Annotated in this window: 16 protein-coding genes; 9 read left to right on the top strand and 7 right to left on the bottom strand. The window is 63.8% G+C overall.

The features are described 5' to 3' along the window. The first annotated feature begins 124 nt into the window (after nucleotides 1-124). Nucleotides 125-2440, top strand: coding sequence for a penicillin-binding protein 1A (locus MKD49_RS12975; protein ID WP_209584658.1), 2316 nt, complete (start codon nucleotides 125-127; stop codon nucleotides 2438-2440). A 142-nt stretch (nucleotides 2441-2582) separates the two neighbouring features. Here the strand turns inward: MKD49_RS12975 and MKD49_RS12970 are convergent, their stop codons facing one another. The 4 genes from MKD49_RS12970 to MKD49_RS12955 all read right to left on the bottom strand — a co-directional run bounded on the left by MKD49_RS12970 (nucleotide 2583) and on the right by MKD49_RS12955 (nucleotide 6753). After that, the gene (locus MKD49_RS12970) at nucleotides 2583-3770 is read right to left on the bottom strand and encodes a serine hydrolase (RefSeq protein ID WP_134223514.1); all 1188 of its coding nucleotides are present in this window, start codon (nucleotides 3768-3770) and stop codon (nucleotides 2583-2585) included. A 38-nt stretch (nucleotides 3771-3808) separates the two neighbouring features. Next, nucleotides 3809-4558, bottom strand: coding sequence for a 7-cyano-7-deazaguanine synthase QueC (queC, locus tag MKD49_RS12965; protein WP_252696489.1), 750 nt, complete (start codon nucleotides 4556-4558; stop codon nucleotides 3809-3811). A gap of 120 nt (nucleotides 4559-4678) precedes the next feature. Then, nucleotides 4679-5449, bottom strand: coding sequence for a DUF3108 domain-containing protein (locus MKD49_RS12960; RefSeq protein ID WP_209532619.1), 771 nt, complete (start codon nucleotides 5447-5449; stop codon nucleotides 4679-4681). Nucleotides 5450-5607: 158 nt separating this feature from the next. Continuing rightward, entirely contained in the window at nucleotides 5608-6753 is a 1146-nt protein-coding gene (locus MKD49_RS12955; protein ID WP_252696488.1) for a DUF3108 domain-containing protein, read from the bottom strand. A gap of 110 nt (nucleotides 6754-6863) precedes the next feature. Here MKD49_RS12955 and MKD49_RS12950 point away from each other — a divergent pair, with 110 nt between their 5' ends. From MKD49_RS12950 to rfaE2, 4 genes are all read left to right on the top strand, one after another. Continuing rightward, the gene (locus MKD49_RS12950) at nucleotides 6864-8168 is read left to right on the top strand and encodes a branched-chain amino acid ABC transporter substrate-binding protein (RefSeq protein ID WP_252696487.1); all 1305 of its coding nucleotides are present in this window, start codon (nucleotides 6864-6866) and stop codon (nucleotides 8166-8168) included. 29 nt (nucleotides 8169-8197) lie between these two features. Continuing rightward, a complete protein-coding gene (locus MKD49_RS12945; RefSeq protein ID WP_252696486.1) occupies nucleotides 8198-9070 on the top strand; it encodes a PhaM family polyhydroxyalkanoate granule multifunctional regulatory protein in 873 nt (290 codons plus the stop codon). Nucleotides 9071-9207: 137 nt separating this feature from the next. Beyond that, nucleotides 9208-10062 carry a ferritin gene (locus tag MKD49_RS12940; RefSeq protein WP_034331293.1) on the top strand — a complete coding sequence of 285 codons (855 nt, stop codon included), beginning with the start codon at nucleotides 9208-9210 and terminating at the stop codon, nucleotides 10060-10062. Between the two features lie 124 nt (nucleotides 10063-10186). Then, nucleotides 10187-10669, top strand: a complete 483-nt coding sequence (gene rfaE2 / locus MKD49_RS12935; protein WP_034331294.1) for a D-glycero-beta-D-manno-heptose 1-phosphate adenylyltransferase — start codon at nucleotides 10187-10189, stop codon at nucleotides 10667-10669. A gap of 78 nt (nucleotides 10670-10747) precedes the next feature. Here the strand turns inward: rfaE2 and MKD49_RS12930 are convergent, their stop codons facing one another. Continuing rightward, nucleotides 10748-11266, bottom strand: coding sequence for a copper chaperone PCu(A)C (locus MKD49_RS12930; protein WP_252696485.1), 519 nt, complete (start codon nucleotides 11264-11266; stop codon nucleotides 10748-10750). Between the two features lie 88 nt (nucleotides 11267-11354). Next, on the bottom strand, nucleotides 11355-11741 hold the full coding sequence (locus MKD49_RS12925; protein WP_039783788.1) for a DUF2946 family protein: 387 nt from the start codon (nucleotides 11739-11741) through the stop codon (nucleotides 11355-11357). Nucleotides 11742-11952: 211 nt separating this feature from the next. Here MKD49_RS12925 and MKD49_RS12920 point away from each other — a divergent pair, with 211 nt between their 5' ends. From MKD49_RS12920 to MKD49_RS12905, 4 genes are all read left to right on the top strand, one after another. Then, nucleotides 11953-12933, top strand: a complete 981-nt coding sequence (locus MKD49_RS12920) for an ABC transporter substrate-binding protein (RefSeq protein ID WP_034331297.1) — start codon at nucleotides 11953-11955, stop codon at nucleotides 12931-12933. Between the two features lie 150 nt (nucleotides 12934-13083). Next, nucleotides 13084-14055 carry an ABC transporter substrate-binding protein gene (locus tag MKD49_RS12915; protein ID WP_034331298.1) on the top strand — a complete coding sequence of 324 codons (972 nt, stop codon included), beginning with the start codon at nucleotides 13084-13086 and terminating at the stop codon, nucleotides 14053-14055. 142 nt (nucleotides 14056-14197) lie between these two features. Beyond that, entirely contained in the window at nucleotides 14198-15091 is an 894-nt protein-coding gene (locus MKD49_RS12910) for an ABC transporter permease (RefSeq protein ID WP_209532631.1), read from the top strand. A gap of 1 nt (nucleotide 15092) precedes the next feature. Continuing rightward, complete coding sequence (locus MKD49_RS12905) at nucleotides 15093-15887, top strand: ABC transporter ATP-binding protein (protein ID WP_034331301.1); 795 nt, start codon at nucleotides 15093-15095, stop codon at nucleotides 15885-15887. A 60-nt stretch (nucleotides 15888-15947) separates the two neighbouring features. Here MKD49_RS12905 and MKD49_RS12900 read toward each other — a convergent pair whose 3' ends face one another. After that, on the bottom strand, nucleotides 15948-16430 hold the full coding sequence (locus tag MKD49_RS12900; protein WP_252696484.1) for a tRNA (cytidine(34)-2'-O)-methyltransferase: 483 nt from the start codon (nucleotides 16428-16430) through the stop codon (nucleotides 15948-15950). Between the last annotated feature and the right edge of the window lie 25 nt (nucleotides 16431-16455).

The following is a 16455-nucleotide window of genomic DNA, read 5'->3' as shown; positions in this document are numbered from 1 at the left end:
GGCTCTGGCCTGCAGCTTCGGCCTGCTTTAACGCTTAATTCGAATGTCTTCATCTTCCAACGGCGGCGATCAACCCAAACCGGCATCGGCGGATGCCCCCGCAGAAAAAGCGCCCCGCAAGCGCATGCACTGGTCGCTGCGCATCCTTCTGGGTTTGTTCGGTACCGTGCTGGGCCTGGTGGTGATGGTGCTGCTGGGCGTGACCTTCATCGTCGCCCTGACCTATCCCAAGCTGCCCGACCTCGATACGCTGACCGACTATCGCCCCAAGATCCCGCTGCGCATCTTCTCCGCCGATGGCGTGCTGATCGGCGAATTCGGCGAGGAGCGCCGCAACCTGGTGCACTTCAAGGACATCCCGGACATCATGAAGAAGGCCGTGCTGGCCATCGAGGATGACCGTTTCTACGAACACGGCGGTGTCGACTACCAGGGTATCGCCCGCGCCACCTTCTCCAACCTGTCCGGCGGCGGCGGCGGTGCTTCCACCATCACGCAGCAGGTGGCGCGCAACTTCTTCCTGACCAGCAACGAGCCGACCTTCCTGCAGAAGGCCACGCGCAAGTTCTTCTACGAGATCCCGCTGGCCTGGAAGATCGAGAACAACCTCACCAAGGACCAGATCCTTGAGGTCTACATGAACCAGATCTATCTGGGCCAGCGCGCCTATGGCTTCGCCTCGGCCGCCCAGATCTATTTCGGCAAGCAACTGAAGGACCTCACCATCGCCGAAGCAGCCATGCTGGCCGGCCTGCCCAAGGCCCCCTCGGCATACAACCCGGTGGTCAATCCCAAGCGCGCGCATGCGCGCCAGCAGTACATTCTCTTGCGCATGCGCCAGCTGGGCTACATCACCGATGCCCAGTATCAGGAAGCCAAGGATGAGGAGCTGCGCGTCAAGGGCGACAGCTCGGCCTTCGGCATGCATGCCGAATACGTGGCCGAAATGGCGCGCCAGCTGGTCTATGCGCAATACAAGGACGAGACCTACACGCGCGGCCTGAACGTCTTCACCACCATCACCAAGGCTGACCAGGACGCCGCCTACATCGCCCTGCGCCGCGGCATCATCGACTATGAGCGCCGCCATGGCTATCGCGGTCCGGAAGGCTACATGGAGCTGCCGGAGAAGGCCACCAAGGAAGTGGTGGAAGATGCGGTTGAAGTGGAACTGGCCGACCATCCCGACAGTGACGACATGGTCGCCGCCGTGGTGCTGGAGGCCAAGCCCAAGGAAATCACCGCCATGCTCTCGACCGGCGAAGAGATCAGCATCTCCGGTGCCGGCCTGGGCTTCGGTGCCAACCTGCTGTCGGACAAGGCACCGCCGCAGAAGAAGATCCGCCGTGGCGCCATCATCCGCGTGTTCCAGGATGGCAACAGCTGGATCATCACCCAGATGCCGGAAGTGGAATCGGCCTTCGTCTCGGTGAACTCGCGCGATGGTGCGATCCGCTCGCTGGTCGGCGGGTTCGACTTCAACCGCAACAAGTTCAACCACGTCACGCAGGCGTGGCGCCAGCCGGGTTCGTCGTTCAAGCCCTTCATCTATTCGTCGTCGCTGGAAAAGGGCCTGTCGCCGGCCACCATCATCAATGATGCGCCGCTGACCTTCACCCAGACCGGCGGCCAGGTGTGGCAGCCGAAGAACTACGGTGGCAAGTTCGAAGGCCCGATCTCGATGCGCCGCGCCTTGCAGAAGTCGATCAACCTGGTGTCCATCCGCATCCTGGAGCGCGTGGGCGTGAAGTATGCGCAGGAATACATCACCCGCTTCGGTTTCGATGCCGACAAGAACCCGCCCTACCTGACCCTGGCGCTGGGCGCGGGCAACGTCACGCCGCTGCAGATGGTGGGCGCGTATTCGGTGTTTGCCAACGGCGGCTACAAGATCAATCCCTACCTGATCACCAAGGTCACCGACAGCAACGGCGAAGTCCTCTCGCAGGCCAAGCCGGCTACTGCCGAGGATGAATCCAATCGCGTCATCGATGCACGCAATGCCTTCATCATGGACAGCATGCTGCGCGACGTGGTGCGCCATGGCACCGCCGTCAAGGCCTTGTCGCTGAAGCGTACCGACCTGGCCGGCAAGACCGGTACCACCAACGATTCCATGGATGCCTGGTTCGCCGGCTATCAACCGGGCCTGACCGCGATTGCGTGGATTGGCTATGACCAGCCCAAGAGCCTGGGCGACCGCGAAACCGGTGGCGGCCTGGCCCTGCCGGTGTGGATCAGCTACATGTCCAAGGCGCTCAAGGATGTGCCCAACGTGGACCGCAAGGTGCCGGATGGCGTGATCGAATCGGGCGGCGAGTACTACTATGCCGAGTTCCCGCCCAGCGCAATGGTGCGTGACCTGGGCATGGGCGATCGCGGTGGACTGACGCCGGAAGAAGAAAAAGCCAAGACGCAGATGAAGAACGAGCTGTTCTGATTTCTGATTTTCGATGAACGGATCAAAAAATATAAACGATTTATATCATTTAAATTTTTTCCGTTGATCGCCGCTTCAAACGAAAACCGCCTGTTGCAAGACAGGCGGTTTTTTCATGGCCATCGGTATGCGGCAGGCCAGCTTACTCCTTGCCCGACACCACATGGCTGATGCTGCGCATGGCCAGCATGGTCAGCACTTCATCCTGCTCCGTGCCGTAGTCGCTGAGTTTGACGATGACCGTGCGCGTGGCCGGGTTGACGTAGATGTACTGGCCGAACACGCCGATGGCCGAGAAGTCGCGGTCATTGGCATTGCCCGGCGGGATCCACCAGCCATCGCGATAATCCAGCGCATTGCCGTTGTTGACCGGCTGGCGTGGCTCCGCGGCCCAGGCCGGGCTGACGATCTGTTGCTCGCCGATGCGGCCGCCATGCAGATAGAGCAAACCGAGGCGGGCGAAGTCGCGCGCCGTGGTATTGAGGCAGCAGAAGGCCTTCTCCACGCCATGCTGGCGGCTGTCCACGCTCCAGCTGGCGTCCTGCTCCATGCCCAGCGGCTCCCACAGCGCCTGCTGGGCGAAGTCGGAGAGGCGCATGCCGGTGGCGCGCGCCAGCACCCGCGACAGGATCAGCGTATCGACGCTGCGATATTCGAAGCGAGAACCCGGTGCAAAGCGCAAACCACTGCGGCGGGCGATGAAACGCTGCAGGTCGGTGCTGACGAACATGCGCACCACCGGCGAGGCGAGCGAACCGCCGTAGTTTTCATCGACATCGATGCCGGAGCGCATGTCCAGCAACTGGCCGATGGTGATGTTGGCGTAAGCCGGGGAAATCTCATCGGGTTTCAGATAGCGGCCAATGGGATCATTGAGCGATCGGATCTTGCCCTGTTTCAGCGCCACACCGGTCAGCGCCGAGACGAAGGACTTGGCCACCGAGAAGGAAGTGAAGCGCGAATTGGCATCGTAGCCATCGATGTAGCGCTCATAGACCACGCTGCCATCCTGGATCACCACAAAGGCGTGCGCCGCCGTGCCCTTGATGAAATCGATCAGCGGCAGGCGCTTGCCGTCTTTCCAGGGCACATCAATGTTGAGCGGGCGCAGCGCGGTGGGCAGCGGCTGTGGATGCGAGGATCGTGCAATCGGGTTGTCCTCGAACACCTTGAAGCTCTGGCTGCGTGGTGTCAGGTCGAATTGCAGGTCGACCAGCGCGGGCAGGCTGGGCAGGTCGGCGATGCGGCGGCCGATCTCGGCGCTGGCCAGCAGCACCAGCAAGGCGGCGGCGCTGCGGGCGAGCAGAAGGGTGGTGCGGGCTTGGGGCATGAGGCTCGCTCTTGGAATGGTGAGCCTATTGTGCCCGATTACCCGGCGCTTTTGCGTGCCGCGTACTGTTGATAGCCACGGGCGCGCAGTTCGCAGGCCGGGCATTTGCCGCAGCCATGGCCCCAGTCATGCAGCTGGCCGCGTTCGCCCAGGTAGCAGGTGTGGGTGTCGGCGCGGATCAGGTCCACCAGCGCGGTGCCGCCCAGCGATTCGGCCAGGGACCAGGTCTCGGCCTTGTCGATCCACATCAGCGGGGTTTCCACCTTCAGTTGCGTGGCCATGCCCAGGTTGAGCGCCACTTGCAGCGCCTTCATGGTGTCGTCGCGGCAATCGGGATAACCGGAAAAATCGGTCTCGCACATGCCGCCGACCAGCACGTTCAAGCCACGGCGATAAGCCAGCGTGGCGGCCACGGTCATGAACAGCAGGTTGCGGCCGGGCACGAAGGTATTGGGCAGGCCGTTGTCCTGCATGGCGATGGCGACATCGCGTGTCAAGGCCGTGTCGGAAATCTTGCCGATCAGCGACAGGTCGATCATGTGATCCTCGCCCAGGCGTGCTTGCCATGCGGGCGAGAAGGCTTTCATCTTTTCCAGCAGGGCCGGACGCACTTCCAGTTCGATGGCATGGCGCTGGCCGTAGTCGAAGCCGATGGTCTCCACCCGTTGATAGCGGGACAGCGCCCAGGCCAGGCAAGTGGTGGAATCCTGGCCGCCGGAGAAGAGCACCAGGGCGCTCTGGGTGCTGAGGGTCGGGGCGATGGCGGGAGTGGCGGGATTGGCGGACATGGTCGGGCTCAACAAGTAATCGGAATCGGGGGAATCAGGCGCGTGATGGGGGCGAAAAACGCACGCGGGGCCAGGCGGCATCGCTGCCGGCCTGGCCCCGCGCCTGCAATAGCGGCAAGCTTAGTTGGTTTTCTTGACCGAATCCAGCACCTGCTCGATATAGTCGCCATTGGGATCGGTGAACTTCAGGCGCACCGGATACCACTCCATCTTCGGTGCCAGCCAGATGTCGAGTTTCTGGGCCTGGTCGTCCGGGGGCGGATTGCGGAACAGGTGCAGCGCTTCGGTCTCGCCCTGGGCGGTCTTGATCTTTTCGCGGCCCACCACCTTGAAGGTCCACTGCTCGGCATCACGCGGACCGGCGACGAAGAAATTCCACTCCGAACCCGGCTTCATCTTGGCGGCATTGGCGCGGGCAATCGCCACGAACTGCCAGGTGATGCCGGTGCGGTCCTGCTCGCCCCCCTGCAGCGGGAAGCTCTCGGCCGATTCGGTGAAGGTGATCTTGTTCTGTTCGCGATTGAAGGTGGTGGTGGTCGGTTCGCGGCGCAGGCGCTTTTCGACGAAACGCGACGGAGCCAGGCCGTAGGCGTCGATGCTGCCCTCACTGCTGGTTTCCAGGATCTTGCCCAGCAGCATGGCGCGGGTTTCGGTGTTGACGCTGTAGGCGGTCTTGCTCTGCGTCCACTTGACCAGGCCTTCCCCCTTCAGGTCGAGGCCGCTTTGCTTGGCCGTGATGGCGTAATGCAGCTCGGCCGAAGGCGGCAGGTTGAAGGGGCGCTTGTCCACCGGATGCGGACCGTCGGCGGCCAGGGCGGGCGCGCTGGCGATCAGGGCGGCCAGCGGCAGCGCAGCGAGGGTGGTTTTGAGGCGATATGAAAGAAATGTCATGGCGAGCTCTTCGTGTTGGTCTCTGTGGGGCTCGGCGATGAGGCAATGCCGAGCCATATGAAGGAATACGACCAAAATGCCGGGGGGCGGTTCTGCCGTCCGGGCGCGTAATTGTGCGCAATTGTTTCCGATTTTGACAGGGCTTGCAGGATCTGGTCTTACTGGTCCACCGGTTTGAGGCCCGACAGGTCCAGTTGGGTGTAGTCGCCATTGGGCCGCAGGTCGGTATAGCGCACCCGCACCGGATACCACTCATGCTGCGGGGCCAGCCAGATATCGACGCGGTCGTCATAGGAGCCGGGCTTGGGCTGGCGCACCACGTGCCAGGTCTGGACCGTGCCGACGGGCAGGGTCAGGCTTTCCTGTCCCAACACCTGCACGCGCCAGATTTCGCCATCGCGCACGCCGGCCACGAACAGGTCGATCACTGCGCCCGGCTGGAGCTGGCCCGGATCGCCCCGGCCGATGGCGGCCAGTTGCCAGATCAGGCTGGCGCGGTCCTGCTCGCCGCCCCGGCGCGGGTAGCTGGTGGTGGAGGCGGAAAAGCTGACGACGTTGCGTTCGCGATTGAAATGGGTGTTGGTGGCCGACTTGAAGCCTTTCTGTTCCGTATAGAGCTCGGGCGAGACGCCCCAGGCATCAAGCTCGCCCACGCTGGTGAAATTGAGAAGCGTGAAGAACAGCGCCTTGGCCTTGCCTTCCACCTTGTAGTGATCGCCCTCGTTGTGCCAGGCGATGCTGCCGCGGCCGTAGGCCGGCTGCTGGTCCTTGGTGCCGGTGACGTCGTATTCCAGCAGCACGCTGGGCGGGGCGCTGGTCTGGTATTGCTTGCCGGCGGCGGCCTCGGGCGCATCGCCGCTGCCGGTTGCGGTGCTGGCGGTGCCGCTGCCCGGTCCGCTGCCTGGCGAGGCCGGGCCCGCAGTTTCCGCAGGGGAGGGCGCTGCGGCCGTTTGCGGCGCTTCCGGGGCAGGCGTGGTGATGCGTTCCACGGTCTCGCGGATAGGCTCGTCTGGCGGTTCGACGGAGGGCTCGGGCGCGCGCCGTGGCTGTGGTGCCGGGCGACTGGCGGGAGTGGACGGTTTGGCCGTCTTCGGTGGTACCGGCTTGGGTGTCGGCAGTGCCACCGGCTGCTCCGGCGGCGGCACCGGGCGCAGTTCCACCGTGATGGCCTGTTCCTGCGTCCGGCCCGGCATCACGATCTGGCGCCGGCCCCAGTCCACCAGCGCGGCGTGCAGTGCCAGGCTCGATGCAATCAGGATCAACAGGCGCGGCCAGCGCCGGGTGGGACGGGAAACTTCGCTCATGCCCGCCAGTGTATCGGATCATGCAAGGAGCGTCGTGGGGGCGCAGGGCAAAGGAGGGCCATTTCAAACAACGTACAATGCGGGTTTTGCCGCTGTCTCTTGCAGAATCGATGAACCTGTCCCTGTCTTTCCGCCTGCCCCTGCGCATGTTCCCGGCCGCCCTGCTGGCGCTGGCCGCCGTTTCCACCCCGGTTTCCAGCGTTGCCGCACCCTTGCCGCCGGTGCGCATCGGCATGATCGATGGCCTCTCCGGTCCTTTCGCCAATGCCGGTGAAGCGGTGGTGCGCAACATCAGCTACGCCATCGAGCGCGTCAATGCGCGCGGCGGCGTGAATCTGCCCGATGGCAAGCACCTGCTGCAGCTCTCCACCTTCGACAACAAGTTGGGCGTGGAAGACTCGCTGGTGCAGTTCCGCCAGTTGACGGACGAGCGCATTCCCTTCCTGATCGAAGGCAACAGCTCGGCCGTGGCTGCGGCCTTGATCGATGCGGTCAACAAGCACAACCAGCGCGAGCCGGACCGGCGCGTGCTGTTCCTGAATTATTCGGCGGTCGATCCCACGCTGACCAACGAGAAATGCAGCTTCTGGCATTTTCGTTTCGATGCCAGTGCCGACATGCGCATGCAGGCCCTGACCGAAGCCATCAAGGCTGATCCGGCGACCAAAAAGGTCTACCTGATCGGCCAGGACTACAGCTTCGGCCGCCAGGTCGCCAAGGCCGCCCGCGAGCAGATCACGGCCAAGCGGCCCGATATCGCCATCGTCGGCGACGAGCTGCATCCCATCGGCAAGATCAAGGATTTTGCGCCTTACATTGCCAAGATGCGCAGCGCCGGGGCCGACGCCGTCATCACCGGCAACTGGGGCAATGACCTGACGCTGCTGGTGAAGGCCGCACGCGATGCCGGCTTCAAGGCCAAGTTCTACACCTTCTATGCCAACAGCCTGGGCGCGCCTGCGGCCATTGGGGACGCGGGTGTGGGCGTGGTGCGTGCGGTGGCGGAATGGCATCCCAATGCCGGTGGCAATCCGGGCTCGCCCAGCGACGCCTACTACCAGGAATTCCGCAAGCGCTACCCGCAGCCCAAGGACGATTACCTCTACCTGCGCATGCAGGTGATGATCGACATGCTGGTCAAGGCCATCGAGAAAGCCAGGAGCACCGATCCCAAGGCGGTTGCATATGCATTGGAAGGCGCGCATTATCAGAACGCCTTCCACGAGGCCACCTTGCGGGCCGAGGATCACCAGCTGATCCAGCCGCTCTACCTGATGCAGATGCAGCGCGCCGACAGCGGCGGCATCCGCTTCGACAATGAGGGCAGCGGCTTCGGATTCCGTACCGAGCGCTTCATCCCGGCCGAGCAGACCGCACTGCCGAGCACCTGCCGGATGCAGCGCCCGCCACGCTGAGCACGACACCACAACAAGAGGAGCGATCAATGTTGAACCATGAGCAGATGCCGGGCGCAGGCTCGGTAGCCGATACCATCGATTTCATGAAGAAGATGTGGAGCAGCATGGGCGCCCCCGCCATGGCCACGCCTTCGCTGTCGGTGGAGGACATCAACAAGAAGATCAGCGACCTGAAGACCGTGGCCTCCTGGCTGGAGCTGAACCTGAACATGCTCAAGGCCACCATCCAGACCCTGGAAGTGCAGAGCGCCACGCTCTCCACCCTGCAGGCCATGAGCGAGATCATGGCGTCGCGCGGCACGCCCCAGGCCGAGGCCCCGGCGGAGGAAGAGGGCAGCGCGGCCCCGGCTTTCCCCTTCAGTTTCCCGATGTGGCCGGGAGCAGGCACCCAGGCCGAAGAAACGCCTGAAGAAGAGGAAGAACCTGCTTCCGCGCCTGAAGTTGCAGAGGAGCAAGCCGCTGCGCCGCAGGCCGATGCCGAGCCTGCTGCAGAAGCCGAGGGCAGTGCTCCGCCGGCGCCGGATTTCCAGTCCGCCATCGCCAATCCCAATGCCTGGTGGAATGTGTTGCAGGAGCAATTCAAGCATGCCGTCGGCAACGCCCTGGCCGGTGGCCTGGCTGAGCAGGAACCGCTGTTGAAGCCTGCCAAGCCGCCCAAGCCCGAGAAGGCTCCCAAGCGTAGCGAAAATAAGACAGTTGCCCCCAAGCCCAAGGCAGGCGCCAAAGCCAAGCCTGCTGGCGCTCCCAAGCCGGCCAAGGGAGCCAAGACGGCGCCGAAGAAGCCACCGGTCAAGAAAGCGCCCAAGCGTGCGGAAAATACGAGCGCGCCCGCCCGGACGGCTGTTGTACAATCCCGGCAAAACAAGAAGCCAGCCTCCCGCAAGCCAAATTCCCCCTGATCCTCGCCATGGCAGAGCCTGGCCCCGGGCGCAGCCGCGCCGGGTCTCTGTCATATTGCTGAAACCTGACCGTTTTAGTATGGATCGGGAAAATCTTGTTAAAATCAAACACTTAACGCATATAGGCACATACTGAGATGCTGTACCCAGAATTGTTCAAATCGCTAGAGCAGGTCCGTTGGAATATGGATAAGGATATTCCCTGGGACAAGTTCGACGCTTCCTTGCTCACCGACGAACAGGCGCAGACCATCCGCATGAACGCCATCACGGAATGGTCGGCGCTGCCGGCTACCGAGATGTTCCTGCGCGACAATCGCGGGGACAGCGATTTCTCGGCATTCATGTCGGTATGGTTCTTCGAGGAACAGAAGCACTCGCTGGTGCTGATGGAATACCTGCGCCGCTTCCGCCCGGACCTGTGCCCGACCGAAGAAGAACTGCACAACGTGCGCTTCGAGTTCGATCCCGCCCCGCCGCTGGAAACCCTGATGCTGCACTTCTGCGGCGAGATCCGCCTGAACCACTGGTACCGCTGTGCCGCCGACTGGCACACCGAGCCGGTCATCAAGCAGATCTACAAGATCATCAGCCAGGACGAAGCCCGCCACGGCGGCGCCTACCTGCGCTACATGAAGAAGGCCCTGAACGAAGTGGGCGACAAGGCCCGTGCCGCCTTCGCCAAGATCGGCGTGTTGATGGCCTCGGCGCGCCGCACTGAAAAGCCTCTGCACCCGACCAACCTGCACGTGAACCAGGCGCTGTTCCCCAACGACACCGTCCAGAGCCGCCTGCCGGATCCGGAATGGCTGGAACGCTGGCTGGACAACCAGATCAAGTTCGACGGCGAGTGGGAAAAGAAGGTCGTGGACCGCATCCTGCACAACATGTCGCTGCTGTTTGAACGTACCTTCAGCAACGTCCAGGAGCTGAACCGCTACCGCAAGGAAGTGACCCAGCGCATCCTGCCGCCGGGCACAGCCGCCGCCTGACAGGGAAAAATCCTTCACAGGCAGCAAGGCAGTACAATCACGAAAGCCGCAACCCAGGTTGCGGCTTTTTTCATCCTGCAATCAGCAATCAATCACCCGCTCACCCGAACCGATCCCGATCAAGATGGCCGACTTCGAATCCAAACTCTGCACCCGCGACGAACTCCAGCAGCGCGTAGCGCAATTGCCCAAGCCGGTGGTGATGACCAATGGCGTCTTCGACATCCTGCATCGCGGCCACGTGACCTACCTGGCGCAGGCCCGCGCCCAGGGTGCGTCGCTGGTGGTGGCAGCCAATACCGATGCCTCCGTCAAGCGCCTGGGCAAGGGCGATGACCGTCCCATCAACACCTGCGAAGACCGCATGGCGGTACTGGCGGCGCTGGAATCGGTGTCGCTGGTAGTCCCCTTCGATGAAGACACGGCGCTGGAAGCCGTGCAGCAGGCGCGTCCGGAGATCTACGTCAAGGGCGGCGACTACGACATGCACGCCATCCCCGAAGGCCAGGCGGTGGCGGCCTATGGCGGCCAGGTGCTGTCGATTGCCTTCGAGCATGACCGCTCCACCACCAAGCTGCTGGCCAAGGTGCGCAAGCTGGCTGGCTGATCGCGTCAGGCTGCAAACGACAAGGCCGGCAGGAGCATCGCTCGCTGCCGGCCTTGCCGTTTCAGGCTGCCCGGTGGATCAGTGGTGCGTGTGGCCCTTCATGTCCTTCATGTCGTCCTTGCCCGCCGCTGCCGCATTGCGGTCCTCGACGTTGAAGGTCACGTCGACCTTGCCGGCCTTCTCGAAGGTCAGCGTGGCCGGCACCTTCTCACCCGCCTGCAGCGGCTTGGACAGGCCCATCAACATGATGTGGTAGCCATTGCCCGGCTGCATGGTGATCTTCTGGCCGGGTTTGACTTCCAGGCCGCCCTCGACTTCGCGCATCTTCATGATGTTGCCTTCCATGGCCATGGTGTGGATTTCACCCGACTTGGCCACCGGCGAGGACACGCCCACCAGGCGATCCGGCGCGCTGCCCTTGTTCTCGATGCTCACGTAGGCACCGGCGGCCGGCTGGCCGGGAACCGTCGCGCGGGCGTAGGGATGGCCGATTTCCAGCTGGCCCAGCTTGTATTCATGGGCCTGTGACAGCGGGGCGGCAGCCAGCAGGGCGGAGGTGATGGCCAAGGTGGCCAGCTTTTGGACGAAATGCTTCATATCAGTGATTCCTGGTTGTCTTGTTCATGTCTGGAATGCGGGCGCGCGGCCTGCATGGGTGGGCGCAAAGACCCGGGGAACGGCGGGTTCAGGCCGGTGGCGCACGGGCCCGCGGCGAACCAGGTGCCAGGCTGAGCGGACGCAGGCGTAGCGCGGTGCCGGCCAGCGGATAGCTGATGCCCGGCAGGACCGTGGTATCGAAGGAAGAGTCCGGTGCCGGCGTGGCCGCTTGTGTGCCGCAACAGAGCGGACAATGGCTGGCCGCCAGATGCGCCGGTGCATTGCCGGAAGCGCCGCCGCCCACGCTGCAGATGGCCATGGCCGGACTGTCCCGCAGGGTGCGCGCGGCGGCCTGCTGCCACCAGGGCGCGGCCACCATCGCCAGCAGCAGCGCCAGGCTGGTCCACACCTGCAGGCGCAGCCAGGGGCGGCGCAAGGCAAGTCGTGTGGGGGAGGGGCGCAGGCGGGAAGACATGGGGCCTGATTATAGCGCCCGTGTCCCATTTTGCCCGGCACGCTGCTTGATCCCGATCAGGGGATGCCTCGCAATGCGAGCCGCCCGGCCCGCCTGCCAGTGCGGGCGGCGGCGGGCCTTCATGCAAATTGATTGTTGACAGGCGCTAGGCTAGACTTAGCGTCTTTTCGGGTTTTTGGGTTTTCGTTCACATTTTTCCAAGGGAGACTGCATGTCCTACACCAACAAGCTGACACTGCGCGCGATGGTCGCCGCCCTGTCCCTGGCTGCCGTCTGCGCAGCCCCGGCCATGGCTGCCGACAAATCGGTCGCCGTGACCGCCATCGTCGAACACCCGGCCCTGGACGCCGTGCGTGACGGCGTGAAGGACGAGCTGAAGGAAGAAGGCTTTGAAGCCGGCAAGAACCTGAAGTGGGAATACCAGAGCGCCCAGGGCAACACCGGCACCGCCGCCCAGATCGCGCGCAAGTTCGTCGGCGACAAGCCCGACGTCATCGTGGCCATCGCCACCCCCTCGGCCCAAGCCCTGGTATCGGCCACCAAGAGCATCCCGGTGGTTTATTCCGGCGTGACCGATCCGGTCGCCGCGCAACTGGTGAAGGACTGGAAAGCCTCCGGCACCAACGTCACGGGCGTGTCCGACCTGCTGGAACTGGACAAGCAAATCGACCTGATCAAGCGCGTGGTCCCCAACGCCAAGCGCGTGGGCATGGTCTACAACCCGGGCGAAGCCAACTCCGCCGTGGTGGTCAAGGCCCTGAAGGAACTGCTGGCCAAGTCCAACATGACCCTGGTGGAAGCCGCCGCACCCCGTTCGGTGGACGTCGGTTCGGCCGCCAAGAGCCTGATCGGCAAGGTCGACGTGATCTACACCAACACCGACAACAACGTGGTCTCGGCCTATGAAGCGCTGGTCAAGGTCGGCAACGACGCCAAGATCCCGCTGGTGGCTTCCGACACCGACAGCGTCAAGCGCGGCGCCATCGCTGCCCTGGGCGTGAACTACTACGACCTGGGCCGCCAGACCGGCAAGGTGGTCGGCCGCATCCTCAAGGGTGAAAAGCCGGGCGACATCGCCTCGGCCACCAGCAGCAAGCTGGAACTGTTCGTCAACACCGCCGCCGCCCAGAAGCAGGGCGTGACCCTGTCGCCGGAACTGGTGAGCTCGGCCAAGACCGTCATCAAGCAATAAACCAGGGTTCGCCTGAAGATCCCGCTGCCATGCGGGATCTTCCGTATCTGGCCGCAACACCGCAACACCGCAGCAAGATCTGCCCATACGCATAACGGGCCCGGTCGAGAGGAACGCCGAGGCCTGACCACCATGAACGAGGAGAGGACCATGTTTGCAGTATCGAAGTCATTGCGCGCCATCGCCGGCGCGCTCGCCCTGAGCGCCATCTGCGCGTCGGCCCTGGCCGCCGAGAAGGTGGTGGCCATCACCTCCTTCGTCGAACACCCGGCGCTGGACGCCGTGCGTGACGGCACCAAGGACGAACTGATCGCCGAGGGCTTCGAGCCCGGCAAGAATCTGAAGTGGGATTTCCAGAGCGCCCAGGCCAATGCCGGTACCGCCGGCCAGATCGCCAAGAAGTTCGTGGGTGACAACCCCGACGTGATCGTGGCCATCGGCACCCCCTCGGCGCAGCCGATGGTGGCCGCGACCAAGAGCATCCCCATCGTCTACTCGGCCATCGCCGATCCCATGGCCGCACAGCTGGTCAAGGACTGGAAGCCGTCCGGCACCAACGTGACGGGCCTGTCGCACATGCTGGACCCGGTCAAGCAGGTCGAGGTCATCAAGCGCGTGGTGCCCGAGGCCAAGCGGGTGGGCGTGGTTTACAATCCGGGCGAAGCCAATTCCGTGTCGGCCCTGAACAACCTCAAGGGCGAGCTGCAGAAAGCCGGCCTGACCCTGGTGGAAGCCGCCGCGCCCCGTTCGGTGGACGTGGCTCCGGCCGCCAAGAGCCTGATCGGCAAGATCGACGTGATGTACACCACCACCGACAACAACGTGGTCTCGGTCTTCGAGTCGCTGGCCAAGGTCTGCAATGACGCCAGGATCCCGCTGATCGCCTCCGATACCGGCAGCGTCAAGCGCGGTGCCGTGGCCGCCCTGGGCGTGAACTTCTACGACATGGGCCGCCAGACCGGCAAGGTCGTGGCCCGTATCCTGAAGGGCGAGAAGGCCGGCGAGATCGCTTCCTCGCCGGTCAAGAATCTTGAGCTGTACGTCAATACCTCGGCGGCGCAGAAGCAGGGCGTGACCCTGTCGCCGGAGTTTTTGAAGTCGGCCACCAAGGTCCTCAACTGAAACTGAGCATGACCGCAGTCTGATTCGTCGGCCATGCACCGCCGGCGCCGCACCACCCGTGCAGCGCCGGCGCCACGCAGAAGACATTCGGCATTGGCGTACCGCGCCGTGCCGAATGTGTTTTTTTTAGAAAGTCCTTTTTATGTCGCTGTATACCCTCCTGGGCGCCCTGGAGATCGGCCTGATCTTCAGTCTGGTGGCCCTCGGCGTGCTGATTTCCTTCCGCATCCTGGTGTTCCCTGACCTGACCGTCGACGGCAGCTTCCCGCTGGGCGGTGCCGTGGCCGCCACCATGATCGCAGCCGGTTTCAATCCTTTCCTCGCCACCTTCGTCGCGTTGCTGGCCGGTGCACTGGCCGGATTCATCACCGCCTGGCTGAACGTGCGCCTGAAGATCATGGACCTGCTGGCCAGTATCCTCATGATGATCGCGCTGTACTCGATCAACCTGCGCGTCATGGGAAAACCCAACGTGCCGCTCATTTCCGAGCCCACTATCTTCAGCATCCTGCAGCCGGACTCGATCCCCGACTACGTGGCCCGACCGCTGATCCTGCTGGTGGTGGTGACTGGCGCCAAGCTGCTGCTGGACTGGTTCTTCTCTTCCGAGATCGGCCTGGCCATGCGCGCCACCGGTGCCAATGCCCGCATGGCGCGTGCCCAGGGCATCGCCACCGGCCGCGCCACGCTGGCCGGCATGGCCCTGGCCAATGCCCTGGTGGCCCTGGCCGGTGCCCTGTTTGCGCAGACCCAGGGCGGTTCCGACATCTCCATGGGCATCGGTACCATCGTCATCGGCCTGGCTGCCGTCATCATCGGCGAGAACATCCTGCCGGCGCGTCGCCTGGTGTGGACCACGCTGGCGGTGATCCTGGGCGCGATCCTGTATCGCTTCTTCATTGCCCTGGCGCTCAACAGCGACTTCATCGGCCTGCAGGCGCAGGACCTGAACCTGGTGACGGCCGTGCTGGTGATGCTGGCGCTGGTGCTGCCCATGGGCAAGCGCAAACTGAAACTGCTGAGAAAGGGAGCCTGAAATGTTGAAAGCCACCGATCTCAAGATCACCTTCAATCCCGGCACGCCCATCGAGAACCCGGCCCTGCGCGGCCTCTCGCTGGAAATCCCGACCGGCCAGTTCGTGGCCGTGATCGGCTCCAATGGCGCCGGCAAGTCGACCTTCCTCAACGCCATCTCCGGTGACCTGCTGGTCGATACCGGCAAGATCGAAATCGACGGCACCGACGTCACCCGCAAGCAGGCGTGGGATCGCGCTGGCATGGTGGCGCGCGTGTTCCAGGATCCGATGGCCGGTACCTGCGAGGCGCTGACCATCGAGGAGAACATGGCGCTGGCAATGGCCCGTGGCCGCCGCCGCGGCTTCAACTTCGCCATTCGCGGCAAGATGCGCGAGCTGTTCCGCGAGAAGCTGGCCATCCTCAACCTGGGCCTGGAGAATCGCCTCACCGACCGCATCGGCCTGCTCTCGGGCGGCCAGCGCCAGGCGGTGAGCCTGTTGATGGCTTCGCTGCAGCCTTCGCGCATCCTGCTGCTGGATGAGCACACGGCCGCGCTGGACCCGAAGACGGCCGCCTTCGTGCTGGAACTGACGGCCAAGATCGTCTCCGAGGCCAAGCTGACCACCATGATGGTGACCCACAGCATGCGCCAGGCGCTGGACTACGGCGACCGCACCGTGATGCTGCACCAGGGCCGCGTGGTGCTGGATGTCTCCGGCCCCGAACGCGCCGGACTGGACGTGCCGGACCTGCTCAAGATGTTCGAGCAGACGCGCGGCGAGAAGCTCTCGGACGACGCCCTGTTGCTGGGCTGATCGGCGCAACCAACGAAAACGGCTCCCTCGGGAGCCGTTTTTCATGGTCGCAGCGGGTCGTCAGCTGCCACCGTCATAGCCATTCTGCCGCCAGGCTTCATACACCACCACCGCCACCGTATTGGACAGGTTGATGCTGCGATTGCCCGGCCGCATCGGCAGACGGATGCGCTGTGCAGTGGGGAAGGATTCACGCCGCTCCGGTGCCAGCCCGCGTGTTTCCGAGCCGAACACGAAGGTGTCGCCCGGACGGAAGGGCAGGCCGGCAAAGGGCGTGGAGCCATGCGTGGTCATGGCGAACATGCGCGCCTCATTGAACTGCGGGTCCTGGCGGCGATGGGCCAGGAACTGGTCCCAGTCCTTGTGCACCTGCATGTTGGCGTATTCGTGGTAATCCAGCCCGGCGCGCCGCATCTTGGCGTCATCGAGCGGGAAGCCGAGCGGCTCCACCAGGTGCAGTTGCGCGCCGGTATTGGCGCACAGGCGGATGATGTTGCCGGTATTGGGAGGGATCTCCGGCTCGACCAGGACGACGTGGAACAAACAATTCTCCTGCTATGTAAAGGAT

It is taken from the genome of Herbaspirillum sp. WGmk3, from assembly GCF_023952535.1.
Lineage (GTDB): Bacteria > Pseudomonadota > Gammaproteobacteria > Burkholderiales > Burkholderiaceae_D > Herbaspirillum > Herbaspirillum huttiense.
The sequence above is the reverse complement of the archived record's forward strand: the minus strand, read 5'-3'. Positions and strand labels throughout refer to the sequence as shown.